Annotated in this window: 15 protein-coding genes; 9 read left to right on the top strand and 6 right to left on the bottom strand. The window is 62.6% G+C overall.

The window, feature by feature from the left end; genetic code table 11:
• Window positions 1–28 precede the first annotated feature (28 nt).
• The gene (gene dapD, locus NKH80_RS13905) at window positions 29–883 is read right to left on the bottom strand and encodes a 2,3,4,5-tetrahydropyridine-2,6-dicarboxylate N-succinyltransferase (RefSeq protein ID WP_352506026.1); all 855 of its coding nucleotides are present in this window, start codon (window positions 881–883) and stop codon (window positions 29–31) included.
• A gap of 146 nt (window positions 884–1,029) precedes the next feature.
• Here dapD and NKH80_RS13900 point away from each other — a divergent pair, with 146 nt between their 5' ends.
• A complete protein-coding gene (locus NKH80_RS13900; protein ID WP_352506025.1) occupies window positions 1,030–1,869 on the top strand; it encodes an LOG family protein in 840 nt (279 codons plus the stop codon).
• A 33-nt stretch (window positions 1,870–1,902) separates the two neighbouring features.
• On the opposite strand, the gene NKH80_RS13895 is transcribed toward NKH80_RS13900, so the two are convergent.
• The gene (locus tag NKH80_RS13895) at window positions 1,903–2,610 is read right to left on the bottom strand and encodes a pyrimidine 5'-nucleotidase (protein ID WP_352477037.1); all 708 of its coding nucleotides are present in this window, start codon (window positions 2,608–2,610) and stop codon (window positions 1,903–1,905) included.
• 161 nt (window positions 2,611–2,771) lie between these two features.
• Here NKH80_RS13895 and NKH80_RS13890 point away from each other — a divergent pair, with 161 nt between their 5' ends.
• Window positions 2,772–3,533: a GGDEF domain-containing protein gene (locus NKH80_RS13890; protein ID WP_352992007.1), complete on the top strand. Its 762-nt coding sequence runs from the start codon at window positions 2,772–2,774 to the stop codon at window positions 3,531–3,533.
• Window positions 3,534–3,582: 49 nt separating this feature from the next.
• Here the strand turns inward: NKH80_RS13890 and NKH80_RS13885 are convergent, their stop codons facing one another.
• Window positions 3,583–3,750: a hypothetical protein gene (locus tag NKH80_RS13885; RefSeq protein WP_352472352.1), complete on the bottom strand. Its 168-nt coding sequence runs from the start codon at window positions 3,748–3,750 to the stop codon at window positions 3,583–3,585.
• A 93-nt stretch (window positions 3,751–3,843) separates the two neighbouring features.
• Here NKH80_RS13885 and NKH80_RS13880 point away from each other — a divergent pair, with 93 nt between their 5' ends.
• Window positions 3,844–4,344: a MarR family winged helix-turn-helix transcriptional regulator gene (locus NKH80_RS13880; RefSeq protein ID WP_352992005.1), complete on the top strand. Its 501-nt coding sequence runs from the start codon at window positions 3,844–3,846 to the stop codon at window positions 4,342–4,344.
• Here the strand turns inward: NKH80_RS13880 and phhA are convergent.
• Window positions 4,339–5,172, bottom strand: coding sequence for a phenylalanine 4-monooxygenase (gene phhA, locus NKH80_RS13875; RefSeq protein ID WP_352992003.1), 834 nt, complete (start codon window positions 5,170–5,172; stop codon window positions 4,339–4,341). The two genes, NKH80_RS13880 and phhA, sit on opposite strands and share 6 nt — an antisense overlap.
• A 140-nt stretch (window positions 5,173–5,312) precedes the next feature.
• On the opposite strand from phhA, the gene NKH80_RS13870 reads away from it, so the two are divergent.
• Window positions 5,313–5,789 (top strand): Lrp/AsnC family transcriptional regulator, encoded by a 477-nt coding sequence (locus NKH80_RS13870; RefSeq protein ID WP_352615012.1) that lies wholly within the window; start codon window positions 5,313–5,315, stop codon window positions 5,787–5,789.
• Between the two features lie 102 nt (window positions 5,790–5,891).
• Window positions 5,892–7,430, top strand: coding sequence for a magnesium-protoporphyrin IX monomethyl ester anaerobic oxidative cyclase (gene bchE, locus NKH80_RS13865; RefSeq protein WP_352992000.1), 1,539 nt, complete (start codon window positions 5,892–5,894; stop codon window positions 7,428–7,430).
• Window positions 7,431–7,449: 19 nt separating this feature from the next.
• Here bchE and argB read toward each other — a convergent pair whose 3' ends face one another.
• Together argB and NKH80_RS13855 are read right to left on the bottom strand one after the other, a co-directional pair.
• Window positions 7,450–8,343 carry an acetylglutamate kinase gene (gene argB, locus NKH80_RS13860; protein WP_352472350.1) on the bottom strand — a complete coding sequence of 298 codons (894 nt, stop codon included), beginning with the start codon at window positions 8,341–8,343 and terminating at the stop codon, window positions 7,450–7,452.
• A 96-nt stretch (window positions 8,344–8,439) separates the two neighbouring features.
• A complete protein-coding gene (locus NKH80_RS13855; protein ID WP_352991997.1) occupies window positions 8,440–9,936 on the bottom strand; it encodes an amidase in 1,497 nt (498 codons plus the stop codon).
• Window positions 9,937–10,062: 126 nt separating this feature from the next.
• Here NKH80_RS13855 and NKH80_RS13850 point away from each other — a divergent pair, with 126 nt between their 5' ends.
• From NKH80_RS13850 to msrB, 4 genes are all read left to right on the top strand, one after another.
• The gene (locus NKH80_RS13850) at window positions 10,063–10,602 is read left to right on the top strand and encodes a sigma-70 family RNA polymerase sigma factor (protein ID WP_352991995.1); all 540 of its coding nucleotides are present in this window, start codon (window positions 10,063–10,065) and stop codon (window positions 10,600–10,602) included.
• Window positions 10,599–11,303 (top strand): anti-sigma factor, encoded by a 705-nt coding sequence (locus NKH80_RS13845; protein WP_352992068.1) that lies wholly within the window; start codon window positions 10,599–10,601, stop codon window positions 11,301–11,303. The genes NKH80_RS13850 and NKH80_RS13845 overlap by 4 nt, the downstream gene beginning before the upstream one ends.
• Before the next feature lie 205 nt (window positions 11,304–11,508).
• Window positions 11,509–12,066, top strand: a complete 558-nt coding sequence (locus NKH80_RS13840) for a fasciclin domain-containing protein (RefSeq protein ID WP_352800835.1) — start codon at window positions 11,509–11,511, stop codon at window positions 12,064–12,066.
• Between the two features lie 172 nt (window positions 12,067–12,238).
• Window positions 12,239–12,739, top strand: coding sequence for a peptide-methionine (R)-S-oxide reductase MsrB (gene msrB / locus NKH80_RS13835; protein ID WP_352477048.1), 501 nt, complete (start codon window positions 12,239–12,241; stop codon window positions 12,737–12,739).
• The last annotated feature ends 73 nt before the right edge of the window (window positions 12,740–12,812 follow it).

Here is a 12,812-nt window from a genome sequence, read left to right as displayed (position 1 = left end):
GAATTCCGTCCGTATTCGTTGAGAAAGATCAATCGCGCAGCAATTCGTTGATCGATGTCTTGGAACGGGTTCTGGCGTCGACCCGCTTGACGATGACGGCGCAGTAGAGGCTGGGGCCGGGCTCGTTGTTTGGAAAAGGCTTGCCGGGCAGCGAGCCGGCGACGACGACGGAATTAGGCGGCACCTCGCCGTAGAAGATCTCGCCGGTGGCGCGGTCGACGATCTTGGTCGACTGGCCGATGAAGACGCCCATGCCGAGCACCGAGCCCTCGCGCACGATGCAGCCTTCGACCACTTCGGAACGGGCGCCGATGAAACAGTTGTCCTCGATGATGGTGGGACCCGCCTGCATCGGCTCCAGCACACCGCCGATGCCGACACCGCCCGACAGATGCACATTCTTGCCGATCTGGGCGCAGGAGCCGACCGAAGCCCAGGTGTCGACCATGGTGCCGCTGTCGACATAGGCGCCGACATTGACGAAGGACGGCATCAGCACGGCGCCGGGCGCGACATAGGCGGAGCGGCGCACGATCGACGACGGCACGGCGCGGAAGCCCGCCTTCTCAAAATCGACGGCGCTCCAGCCGTCGAATTTTGAGGGCACCTTGTCCCACCATACCGCCTGACCGGGACCACCCTTGATGATCTCCATCGGGTTGAGCCGGAAGGACAGCAGCACCGCTTTTTTCAGCCACTGGTTGACGTGCCATTTGCCGTCGGCCTGCCGCTCGGCGACGCGGGCGACGCCCCGGTCGAGCAGGTCGAGCGCCGATTGGATGGCCTCGCGCGTCTCGCCGCGGGTTGCGGTCGAAATCGTGTCGCGTTCCTCGAAGGCGTTCTCGATGATCTCCTCGAGGCTCGCGAGATCGTGCTTCGACATGAATTCGCTCCATTACCAAGCTGTTAAGGGCCGGCGCCTTAACCTGTTTGAAAGTCGCGCGGACCCTATGTGAAGGCTTGGGGAGGGTCAATCGCGGCAGCGTCACGGGACGGCGCAAGTGAATGAATTGGACGGGTAAAGCAAATATGACTCCCATGGAAAAGGCGGGATGGACGCCGCTGCCGCATTCGGACGAGGATCTGGAGCGGTCGAGAAGCGTGCCGGACACGCCGCAAACGCGCGCGGAGACATATCGGCTGGCTTGGAACGACCCCGATTTCATGACGCGGCGCGAGTTGCGCGCGGTCAGGCTGCAGCTCGAACTGCTGAAACCGGAGATGATCCTGGCCGAGCGCGGCATCCAATCGACCGTCATCCTGTTCGGCGGCGCCCGCATCCCCGAGCCCGGCGGCGAAGCCTGGGCGGCCAAGAACGAGACGCAGAAGAAAAACCTCGAGCAAAACAGCAAATATTACGAGGAGGCGCGCAAATTCGCCCGCCTCTGCTCACAGCAGTCGGCCACCTCGTACTATCGCGAATTCGTCGTGGTGACCGGCGGCGGGCCGGGCGTCATGGAGGCCGGCAATCGTGGCGCCGACGATGTTGGCGCGCCGTCGATCGGTCTCAACATCGTGCTGCCGCACGAGCAGGCGCCAAACGCCTACGTGACGCCGGAACTCTGCTTCAACTTCCACTATTTCGCGGTCCGCAAGATGCATTTTGTCATGCGTGCCAAGGCCGTTGCGGTATTTCCCGGCGGCTTCGGCACGATGGACGAGTTCTTCGAAACGCTGACCCTGATCCAGACCGGCCGCATGGAACGCGTGCCGGTCATTCTGTTCGGCAAGGCTTTCTGGGCAAGGGCAATCGACCTCGATTTCCTCGCCGAGCAAGGCACGATCACTCCCGGCGACCAGGATATCATCGATTTTGTCGAGACCGCCGACGAGGCCTGGGGGATCGTCAGCCGCTTCTATAAACTTTGACAAGCAAGCAGGACTTGAAGCGCGCAGGCTGCCTCAAGCAGGGACTTCGACGATCGCCGTGAGAAAGCCGGCGAGATCGTCGGTGACGAAGTCCACATCATCCTCGTTGGCCGGGTCGCGTTCCCAAATTTCCGAGAAGGTCGGCTCGAAATTGCGCGGCACCACCAGCACCGTGGTCATGCCCAGCGATTTCGGTACCGACAGGTTGCGGGCGAGATCTTCGAACATCACCGCATTTTGCCCGGTAACAGCGTGGAGTTCGGCAAATCTCTCATAGGATTGCCGCGCCGGCTTGGGGTTCAGTCCGGCTGCGACGATATCGAAAATGTCGTCGAAATGCTCGAGAATGCCCAGTTGCCGCGCGGTGCGTTCGGCATGCCGGCGATCCCCGTTGGTGAAGATGAATTTACGGCCGGGAAGCTGGCGAATGGCGGTGCCGAGGACGGGATCGGGCACCAGCCAGGAATAATCGATATCGTGCACTTTCTCGAGAAAATCGTCGGGGTCGATGCCGTGGCGCGTCATCAATCCGTTCAGCGTCGTGCCATATTCGCGGTAGAGCTCCTTTTGCAGCTTGCGTGCTTCCTCGCGCGGCAGCGTCAGCAATTCTCCGACGTAGGCGGTCATCTTCACATCGATCTGCGAGAACAGATTCGAATGATGCGGATAAAGCGTGTTGTCGAGATCGAACACCCAGTCGGTGACATGGGCAAAGCGGGCGGGGTCGGGAAGTGTCGTCATACGTCCTTATGGCACGAAACGATCTTTCTAACAGGAGGTTTATCCACAACCTATGCGCGCCCTGGGTGGTAAAAATGGCGCCATGATTAAAATCTTAAGCATCGCCGAAAGGTGACATTCAGCGCTTTGCTGGAACCAAGACGGACCAGTGGGAGCAAGCGATGAATCGCATATTTCTAAAGTCTGCCGCCATCGCTTTCGCCTCCGTCGCGGTCTCGCTTTTGCTGACGCTGATCGTCGTGCCGGCAATGGGGTTTCCGATCAATCGCACCATCTGGCTGACATCCACCCTGTGCCCGCTCGCGCTGGCCTGGAGCGTCGGCGCCTATACGTTCTGGCAGGGCGAAAGGTTGCAGACCGCGCATCGCGAGCTCGCCCGCGCCCATGCCCAACTCGCCGCCGCGCACAGGCGCTTGGCGGAAAAGGCGAGCCGCGACGACATGACCGGCATGCTCAACCGCGAAAGTTTCTTTGCCGCTCTCGACGGCTCCCGGCGCAAATCCGATCGCGGGGCATTGCTGATCGTCGATGCCGACCATTTCAAGACCATCAACGACAGCTACGGCCATCTGATCGGCGACGATGCGCTGCTCCTGATTGCAAACGCGATAGAGCGTGGCGTGCGCAGCGGCGACGTGCTTGGCCGCATCGGCGGCGAGGAATTCTGCGCCCTTCTGATTGGTGCCACCGAACACGAGGCCAGGCGCATCGCCGAGCGCATCCGCCGTGAAGTCGAGCGTATCCGTTTCCGGCCCGTCGACGAACGAACGGTTCCGCTGACAGTCAGTATTGGCGGCATCACCTGCGGCAGAGACGCCGCAGTGTCGGAGCTAATGCGCGCCGCCGACCAGCGGCTCTACGAGGCCAAGCATCGCGGCCGGAATCTGTCGATCATCGACCGCGATATTTCCGAAGCCGCCTGAGCTCGGCCCTAAGCCTTCTGCTGCATTCAACCGCGCCGCTGCCAGACTGTCAAAATCCCACGATGGCGATGCGGAACAGCAGGGCGGCCGCCGCCAGCGCCACCAGAGCGATGCCAAGGCCAATGGGAGAGCCCCAGCCATACCACTCCATCGCCAGCTTGGCATATCTGAACTCCTCGGCCGGTGTGAATGGGCCGCGCGTTGGGGTCTGATTCATGTTTCACTCCTTGCAGGCTGCGACAGGCCTTGCCTTGCGCCTGATGCAGCATATTACTATAATGGCCATAATGTTAGGCAAATTGATAGTTAGATGATCGAAATAAATTCGTCAAGCATGAATCGGGCCGACATGAAGACCGCCGTCAGCCTTGCCATTATGGGCTGGCAGGACGCGACGCAGGCTTATGACGAGGCAGTGGGCGATAAGCTTGGGCTGAGTATGGCGGAACGCCATTGCCTGGCGCTGCTCTATGGCGGCCCGCGATCGGCTGGCGAGGTCGCGGCCGCAACAGGGTTGACGCCGGCCGCGGTCACCGCGCTGATCGACCGGCTGGAGGCACGCGGCCTGCTGACACGAACGCGCAGCCTCGAGGACAGGCGCAAGGTGGTCATAGAGGCGACGGAACTCACGCGAGAACTATCGACGCGCTATTATGGCGCGATCGCGCAGGAGGGGGAAAAGGTGATCGCCACATTCAGCGACACTGAACTCGCCACGATCCTGCGCTTCTTCACGGCGTCGCTCGACCTTCAGCGCGACCAGCTGGCCCGGCTGAAGGCCGAGGCTTTGGAAACAGCCGACAGCCTATAGGCTCGCCGGGTCGAGCGCTGGCTCGCCTTTGCGGCGCGCCACGATCGCCGCAAGATCGGCGGTCTCGAAAGCATCACGCAGGGCGTCGAACGACGGCAGCACGAAATAGGCACGCTGGAACTTGTCGATCTCGTAGCCGGTGCGCATCACGGTCCCCAGGTCGAACGGGACATGGTGCGCCTCGCCGCCTTCGACCGCGAACTGAAGCTCCGTGAAGGATGACATCAGCCCGGCGCCGAAAGCCTTCAGCGGCTGGCCCGGCTCGCGTATCAGCCCGTATTCGACGGTGTACCAGTAAAGCCTGGTGATCATCTCGTCGCCGCCGAGCGCAATCACGCTATCGGCCTTTTTGCCATACATCTGCATGAAGTCGGCAAAGACCGGCTGCGTCAGGATCGGCACGTGACCGAAGAAATCGTGGAACATGTCGGGCTCGACGATGTAGTCGAGCTCCTTTTGGGTTCGCAGCCAGTTGGTGACCGGGAAGCGGCGTTTGGCGAGGTGGTCGAAGAACGGCTGGGCGGGGATGAGCCCCGGCACGGCGACGATCTCCCAGCCGGTGAACTTGCGCAGCTTCTCGCTGACCGCACCGAAATCCGGGATCTTGTCGAGAAGGCCGAGCGCCGCAACGCCATCGAGATAGGAATGATGGGCGAGCTTCCTGGTCAGCTTCGTCTGGCGGTCGCACAGTGTGCGCCACACCGCCTGTTCTTCGTCGTTATAATTGTAGCCCTGCGCCACGGTGAAATCGGCACGGCAGACCGAATAATCGCCGCGAAGACCTCGCGCCGCGCATTCGCGGGCATAGTCGGCAACGTTCATTGTCATGGCTTGCTCTCCCTGGAAATCATGATCAGCGGATTGCCGGAAATTCTAGCCGGATGGCGCGAGGCAAATCAGCTTTGATGGTGGCTCAAACGCAGGGTTGGAGGTAAAAGGCTCCACGATCGAGCTTTGGGAGAGTGAAAATGCCTCAGTTTGACGAATTCGAGATCAAGATGCTCGACATCCTGCAGCGCGACGGTCGCAAGCCGGTCTCCGAATTGGCGCATGAGATCGGCCTGTCGACGACACCTTGCGCGCGGCGCTTCGAGGCCCTTCAGCAGGCGGGCATCATAAAGGGCTTCGCTGCGGTGCTCAGCCGCCGCGCCGTCGGTCTGATGGTCGAGGTGTTCATCCAGGTGCGCCTCGTAACCCACAGCGACGGCTCGCCCGAAAACTTTATCGCCGCCGTGCAGCGCATGGACGAGGTGTCGTCGTGCTGGACGATGACTGGAGACTACGATTTCCTGCTGCATGTCATGGTGCCGTCGGTCGACGAACTCAATGCCTTCGTCATGCACCGGCTGATGCGGCTCGAAGGCGTGCGCGACGTACACACGCAGCTTGTGCTGCAGAACATCAAGGGGCCAGGTCATGTCCCGCTTGCACATCTCAGACGATAGGCATTTCTGCGGAAAAGCTGCACACGAACTGCTGAATCGAGCCAATCTCCAGAGCTAGATCGCCGACTACGACATGCGGACCGCCATTGCATAAGGTCCGCCATGAAAATCGTCCTGATCAATCCGCCACATACAGCTATCGGCAGCCGCGTCCCGGACGACCATCTGCCGCCGCTCGGTTTGCTGGCACTGGGCGGTCCGCTGATCGACGCGGGACATCAAGTGCGGCTTGTGGACGCCGAATTCGGGCCGATGGCGCTTGCCACGCTGGTCCGGGACGCCTTGAGCGACCATCCCCACTGCATTCTGATCGGCCATTCCGGCTCGACGTCTGCGCATCCGACAGCCCTGCTGATCGCCGGCATGGTCAAGCACATCGATCCGGCGGCAATCCTGATTTATGGCGGCGTGTTTCCGACCTATCACTGGCGCGACATACTGGCCGAAACGGATGCCTTCGATGTCATCGTTCGTGGCGAGGGCGAGGCGACCATAGTGGCGCTTGCCGAAGCGCTGGAGAAACGCAAGCCGCTGTCGGATGTGGCGGGCATCGCCTTTCCTGACGATTTGCGCCAGCCCTTTGCCACCAAGCCGGCAAGAACGATCGCCAACCTAGACGACTACCGCATCGGCTGGGAACTGATCGATTTCAGTCGCTACAGCTATTGGGGAGGCAAGCGCGCGGTGGTCATGCAGTTCTCGCGAGGCTGTCCGCATCTGTGCAACTATTGCGGCCAGCGCGGCTTCTGGACGCGCTGGCGGCACCGCGACCCCGTGAAGTTCGCGCGGGAGATTGCCTGGCTATACCGCGAGCATGGCGTCGAACTGATCAACCTTGCCGACGAGAACCCGACGTCGTCCAAAAAAGCCTGGCGCGCCTTTCTCGATGCGATGATCGCCGAGAATGTGCCGGTGCTGATCGTCGGCTCCACCCGCGCCGACGACATCGTCCGCGACGCCGAGAGTCTGCATCTTTATCGCCAGGCCGGCGTCATCCGCTGGCTGCTTGGCATGGAAAACACCGACGAGCAGACGCTTGCATTGATCCGCAAGGGCGGCAGCACCTCATCCGACCGCGAGGCGATACGGCTGCTGCGCCTCAACGGCATCTTGTCGATGGCGACCTGGGTGGCCGGTTTCGAGGACGAAGGCTTGCGCGACCTCTGGCGCGGCTTCCGCCAGCTGATCGCTTATGACCCCGACCAGATCCAGGCGCTCTATGTGACGCCGCATCGCTGGACGCCGTTCTTCAGGATTGCCAGGGACCGCAAGGTGATCCAGCTGGACGCCCGCCTGTGGGACTACAAGCATCAGGTCCTGCGGATGACCCGCCTCAAGCCGTGGATGCTGTTCTTCGCCGTCAAGCTGATCGAACTGGCGGTGCAGTCGCGGCCCAAGGCCTTGGCGCGCATCCTGTTCCACAAGGATTCGGAGCAAAGGCATTCGATGCGCTGGTACACCAGAATGGGCCGCCGCGTCTGGTTTCGCGAAGTCTGGGGCTTTCTGGTCCGCGACCGCCGCCTCAAAAATGGCCCGACGCTCGCCGAATTCTGGGGCGCGCCGCAAGACGAGGAAGAGGAATCGATGGTTGTCGAACGCCTGCCGCGTAAGTCCGTGACCGCTATTTCGCCAAACGCTTGAGCCCCTCAGACACCCGGCCTCACGGCACGATCAGCGTGCCGGCGCCGTGTTCGGTGAACAGCTCGAGCAGCACCGCATGCGGCGTCTTGCCGTTGAGGATGACGACGCCTGCGACGCCGCGCTCGATTGCCTCGATGCAGGTCTCGACTTTGGGGATCATGCCGCCCGAGACCGTGCCATCCTTGATCAGGGCCTTGGCCTCGGCCACGGTCAGCTCGTCGATCAGCTTCTTGTCCTTGTCGAGCACGCCGGGCACGTCGGTAAGGAACAGCAGGCGCGTCGCCTGGCAGGCGCCGGCGATGGCGCCGGCAAAAGTGTCGGCGTTGATGTTGTAGGTATGGCCGTCGCGGCCGGGCGCCACCGGCGCCAGCACCGGGATCATTTCGGACCGCGCCAGGAGGTCGAGCAATGTGCGGTCGACCTCGACAGGCTCACCAACGAAGCCCAGGTCGAGCACCCGTTCGATGTTGGAATCCGGATCGATCATGGTCTTTCGTGCCTTTTCGGCAAACACCATGTTGCCGTCCTTGCCGCACAGGCCGATCGCCCACTCGCCCTCGGCATTGATCAGCGCGACGATCTCCTTGTTGATCGACCCGGCCAGCACCATCTCGACAATCTCGACGGTTTTCTGGTCGGTGACGCGCAAGCCGCCCTCGAATTTGGATTCGATGCCCATCTTGGCGAGCATGGCGCCGATCTGCGGCCCGCCGCCATGCACGACGATCGGGTTGACGCCGGATTGTTTCAAAAGTGCGATGTCGCGGGCGAAAGCCTTGCCGAGCGCGATGTCGCCCATCGCGTGGCCGCCATATTTCACCACGACCGTCTTGTTCTCGTAGCGCTGCATGTAGGGCAGCGCCCTTGAAAGCAGCGCGGCCTGCATTTCGGCGGTGGCGGCGACATCCGTCATCGGCGTGGTTCCCAGCTTGGCATGAACGGCGGCGTCTTAGCGGGAATTAGACGACGGGGCAAACGGCTTTGCTGTCACGATCGATCAAATCACCGCCTATGCCGGCCGCTGCAGCGGCGCCCGTCGGCCCAGCCAGCCCGAGATCCTTTCCATCTGCGCGGCGAACGACAAAAGCGTTTCCTCGTCGCCGGGGCGGCCGGCGGCCTGGACGCCGAGCGGCAGGCCGGCATCGGTGACGTAAACCGGAAGCGTGATCGACGGTTGCCCGCTGACGTTCTGGATCGCCGGCCAGTGGGTGAACCACAGGCTCTTGTCCATCAGCTGGCCGAATAGCGGCTTGAACTTCAGCAGGCCGGCGAGGCGCAGTCTGTCCAGGACATTCTCGATGAATTCGTCGGCGCCTTTCGGGTCCATGGTGCCGCAGGCGAGCGGCGGGTGCGCGATGACAGGCATCAGCACTGCATCATAGTGCGCGGTTTCGGTGATAAGCCGGCGCGAGGTTGCGTGCAGCCGCTGCAGGCCGGCATAGATTTCGCCGGCCGAGAGGATTTCACCGAACCGGCTCATCACGCGCGTGGCGCGTTCGATGTCGCCTGAGATGGAGCGGCCGACGCGCAAGGCCTCGCCACGCATCGTGCCGGCCACCGCCGCGGCGACGGTTCTGGCGAAATCGGCGATGAAATCACGATCGATATAGGGCAGGTCGATCTCCTCGACGCCGTGCCCGCCTTCGCGCGCCAGCGCAATCGCCGCATCCAGAGCTTTCAACGTCTCTTCGGATATCGGCAAGCCGAGCGGCGATTTTCGATAGAAGGCGAGCTTGAGCTTGCCCGGATCGCGCCCGGCGGCCGCAGCGAAACTGCCGTTCGGCGAGGGTGCCGCGTAGGGCGACAGCGGGTCGGGCCCGTGGGTCAGGTCGAGCAGCAGGGCCGTATCGCGCACCGAGCGGGCCAACGCATGGTCGACGACGAAGCCGTACCAGCTTTCGGTGACGAGCGGCGTCAAGGGTACGCGGCCGCGCGAGGTTTTCAGCCCGACCAGCCCGGTGCAAGCGGCAGGCACCCTGATCGAGCCGCCGCCATCCGAGGCATGCGCCACCGGCACGACGCCGGCCGCGACCAGCGCAGCCGCACCGCCCGAGGAACCGCCGGTCGTATGCGCGGTGTTCCATGGATTGCGGGTGACGCCGTAAGCCACCGACTCGGTCACCAGCCTCAGCCCGTGTTCGGGTGCGGTGCTGGTGGCGATCGGGATCAGGCCGGCGGCCAGATAGCGTTCCGTCATCACCGAACTGAAATCGGGGGTGAAAGCTGGGATGCGGCTGCCGCCATGCGTCGGCACGCCTTTCATGGCGATGCCGAGGTCCTTCAGCGCAAAGGGCACTCCGGCAAGCGGCAGCTTGTGGTCGACGGTTTTCGCTCGCGCCCGCGCCGCCTCAAAAAGCGGTTCGGCGATGGCGTTGATCTCCGGCAGGGTGGCCTCGGCCCGGGCGATCGCCGCATCGACGAGATCTTGCGGTGTGATCTCTCCCTTGTGCACGAGTGCGGCCTGGCCGGTTGCGTCATGCTCCCACAGAACCCGCTCGATCGACATGGTCGCCCTCCCGCTCATTGCAAGCTAGCGGGCGGCGATTTCATTGGCAATCGACGCTGGCGCTGCCGGTGCGCAAGACCATTTCAGTCGTTGCAAATGCATTGCAATCGCCTAATTTGGCGGCGGATGACGCCGCAGGACATCAGCAACCTGATTGTCCGGACTTCGATGAAGGACCGGGCTGCGTTCGATCTGCTCTACCGGCAGACCAGCGCGAAACTTTTCGGCGTCTGCCTTCGTGTATTGAAGGATCGGGGAGATGCTGAAGAAGCGCTTCAAGAGGTCTTCGTCAAGATATGGACGAAGGCGGACCGTTTCGCCGTTTCGGATCTGAGCCCGATCTCCTGGCTGGTGGCCATTGCGCGCAATCATGCGATCGATCGGATCAGGGCGCGGCGAGAGCCTGCCGCCTATATCGATGCCGCGCTCGACGTGGCCGATCCGGCGCCGGGGCCGGAGGCCATGGCCGTGGCGGGCAGTGAGTCCGGACGCATCTACCATTGTCTCGAGGAGTTGGAGAGTAACCGGGCGGCGGCCGTCCGGGGCGCCTATCTGGATGGCAAAAGCTATGCCGAGCTGGCGGAGCGCTATGGCGTACCGCTGAACACGATGCGGACCTGGCTGCGTCGCAGCCTGTTGAAACTGAGAGAATGCCTGGAAAGATGACGCTGGCTGACGACAATGGACCGGAACGTGGGGGCGACGACCTGTTCGCCGCCGAATACGTTCTTGGCGTGCTGGCCGCCGATGAACGCGAGATCGCGTCGCGCCGCATTGATGCGGACGCCGCCTTCGCGCGCCTTGTCGATAGCTGGGAGGCGCATCTTTCGCCGATGGCCGCCGCCTATCCGGAGACAGAGCCTCCGATCAGGGTCAAGGAAGCATTGGACCGCCGGCTGTTCACTGCAGAGCCGCGCGCCGGCCTCTGGTCGAGCCTTGGCTTCTGGCGCGGTCTTGCCGCCGTCGCCATTGCAGCGCTGGCGATCTACATCGCCGTGCCTTACTTCCGCCCGCCCACCGAACCGCCGCAGACGCGGCTTGTCGCCTCGCTGGCGGCCGAAGGCAGCGACGTCAAATATCTCGTTGTCTACGATGCCGCCCGTCACGAGGTCGGTCTTTCCCACGTTTCCGGCGAGCGAGCCGCCGGCAAGGACTTCGAATTGTGGATGATCGAAGGCAAGAAGGCGCCGGTGTCGATGGGCGTTATCCCGGCCGGCGCGACCGCGCATTTGGCCATCCCGCCCGCCGTCCAGGAGAAGTTGGCGCAAGGCGCAGTGCTTGCGGTCAGCGTCGAGCCTGCCGGCGGTTCACCGACCGGCCAGCCGACTGGACCGGTGGTCGCAGCGGGCGATCTGAAGAGCATCTAACCGCTTCTCATCTCCCGGAAGCAGACCTGAAAATCTATCTTCCGCGATTTAAACGCCTGCAAAGCTTGTTGGTGGTTGTCGATCCGCGCCGGGAAAATTTCAGTGGCACAATTTTTTGCGGAGAGGACGAAACTCAGGATTTTTCTATCGCGTATCTCCTTTGCGTTCCCGAATGAGGGAATGATAACCCGAGGAGATTGAAATCATGCGTAAATTCGCCACCCTTTTGCTTGCCGGCACGGTCGCCATTTCTGCGCTCGCCACCATTGCCTATGCCCAAAACCCGATGGTCGGCGGCGCCGCCATGTATGCCCAGAAAAACATCGTCGAAAATGCGGTCAACTCGAAGGACCACACGACGCTGGTCGCTGCCGTCAAGGCGGGCGGCCTGGTCGATACGCTGCAAAGCGCCGGCCCCTTCACCGTGTTCGCGCCGACCAACGAGGCCTTTGCGGCACTTCCAGCCGGCACGGTGGAGACGCTGCTCAAGCCTGAAAACAAGGACAAGCTGGTCAAGATCCTGACCTGCCATGTCATCGGCGCCAAAGCGATGGCCGCCGACGTCGCCAAGATGGTCAAGCACGACGGCGGCACGCACAAGGTCAAGACGGTCGGTGGTTGCGAACTGTCGCTCAAGACCGACGGCGGCAAGGTCACCGTGACCGACGAGAACGGCAACGTCGCCAATGTGACGATCGCCGATGTCGAACAGTCCAACGGCGTCATCCACGTCGTCGACAAGGTTCTCCTGCCGAAGATGTAACAAACGCACGCTGCCGGCGAAGATATCGCCAGGGGCCTCCCTGCGCACACTCCGCGCCGTTCACGCAAGATGGATAGGCGCGGAGTCCCGCTTTGAGGACAGCGATCGTCACCGGCTTTTGATTTCCGTGTGGCGGTCGAATTTGGCACAAGCAGTAACAGGAGGAATGGCCATGAACCGTCGCGAGCTTCTTTTGAGTGGTGCGGCAGCCATTGGCGTTGTCGCAGGCGCCACCGCGCTGCGCATGGGCGGAGCCCAGGATGCACGCGCGGCCGAGACATTCGAGGTTACCAAGACCGAGGCCGAGTGGCGCGCCATCCTGTCCGACGCGGCCTTCAATGTGCTGCGCAAGGAGGGCACCGAATATCCGGGCACCAGTCCGCTGCTCAACGAGCACCGCAAAGGCATCTTCGCTTGCGCCGGCTGCGGCCTGCCGGTCTATTCGTCTGAGACCAAGTTCGATTCCGGCACAGGCTGGCCGAGCTTCTGGCAGGAAATCCCGAATTCCATCGGCAAGACCGTGGACAGGTCGTTGGGCATGACCCGCACCGAGGTCCATTGTCGCCGCTGCGGCGGCCATCTCGGCCACGTCTTCGACGACGGTCCGCCGCCGACCGGGTTGCGACACTGCATCAATGGCGTCGCCTTGACCTTTAAGCCGGCGACGGCGTGAGGACGGCTGCGACCCTTACTTTGTCGGAGCGCGCTAGAGCATCGGACCCAAAAGTGCGAAGCGGTTTTGGGAA

This window comes from Mesorhizobium sp. M0904 (genome assembly GCF_040319475.1).
Classification (GTDB): domain Bacteria; phylum Pseudomonadota; class Alphaproteobacteria; order Rhizobiales; family Rhizobiaceae; genus Mesorhizobium.
The sequence above is the reverse complement of the archived record's forward strand: the minus strand, read 5'-3'. Positions and strand labels throughout refer to the sequence as shown.

Coding starts and splice junctions, on each gene's coding strand:
- NKH80_RS13850 (WP_352991995.1), top strand. CDS start 10,063: ATGACGCCGCAGGACATCAGCAACCTGATTGTCCGGACTTCGATGAAG.
- bchE (WP_352992000.1), top strand. CDS start 5,892: ATGAAAATCGTCCTGATCAATCCGCCACATACAGCTATCGGCAGCCGC.
- NKH80_RS13845 (WP_352992068.1), top strand. CDS start 10,599: ATGACGCTGGCTGACGACAATGGACCGGAACGTGGGGGCGACGACCTG.
- NKH80_RS13870 (WP_352615012.1), top strand. CDS start 5,313: ATGCCTCAGTTTGACGAATTCGAGATCAAGATGCTCGACATCCTGCAG.
- argB (WP_352472350.1), bottom strand. CDS start 8,343: ATGACGGATGTCGCCGCCACCGCCGAAATGCAGGCCGCGCTGCTTTCA.
- NKH80_RS13895 (WP_352477037.1), bottom strand. CDS start 2,610: ATGACGACACTTCCCGACCCCGCCCGCTTTGCCCATGTCACCGACTGG.
- phhA (WP_352992003.1), bottom strand. CDS start 5,172: ATGACAATGAACGTTGCCGACTATGCCCGCGAATGCGCGGCGCGAGGT.
- NKH80_RS13890 (WP_352992007.1), top strand. CDS start 2,772: ATGAATCGCATATTTCTAAAGTCTGCCGCCATCGCTTTCGCCTCCGTC.
- NKH80_RS13840 (WP_352800835.1), top strand. CDS start 11,509: ATGCGTAAATTCGCCACCCTTTTGCTTGCCGGCACGGTCGCCATTTCT.
- NKH80_RS13900 (WP_352506025.1), top strand. CDS start 1,030: ATGACTCCCATGGAAAAGGCGGGATGGACGCCGCTGCCGCATTCGGAC.
- msrB (WP_352477048.1), top strand. CDS start 12,239: ATGAACCGTCGCGAGCTTCTTTTGAGTGGTGCGGCAGCCATTGGCGTT.
- NKH80_RS13880 (WP_352992005.1), top strand. CDS start 3,844: ATGATCGAAATAAATTCGTCAAGCATGAATCGGGCCGACATGAAGACC.
- NKH80_RS13885 (WP_352472352.1), bottom strand. CDS start 3,750: ATGAATCAGACCCCAACGCGCGGCCCATTCACACCGGCCGAGGAGTTC.
- dapD (WP_352506026.1), bottom strand. CDS start 883: ATGTCGAAGCACGATCTCGCGAGCCTCGAGGAGATCATCGAGAACGCC.
- NKH80_RS13855 (WP_352991997.1), bottom strand. CDS start 9,936: ATGTCGATCGAGCGGGTTCTGTGGGAGCATGACGCAACCGGCCAGGCC.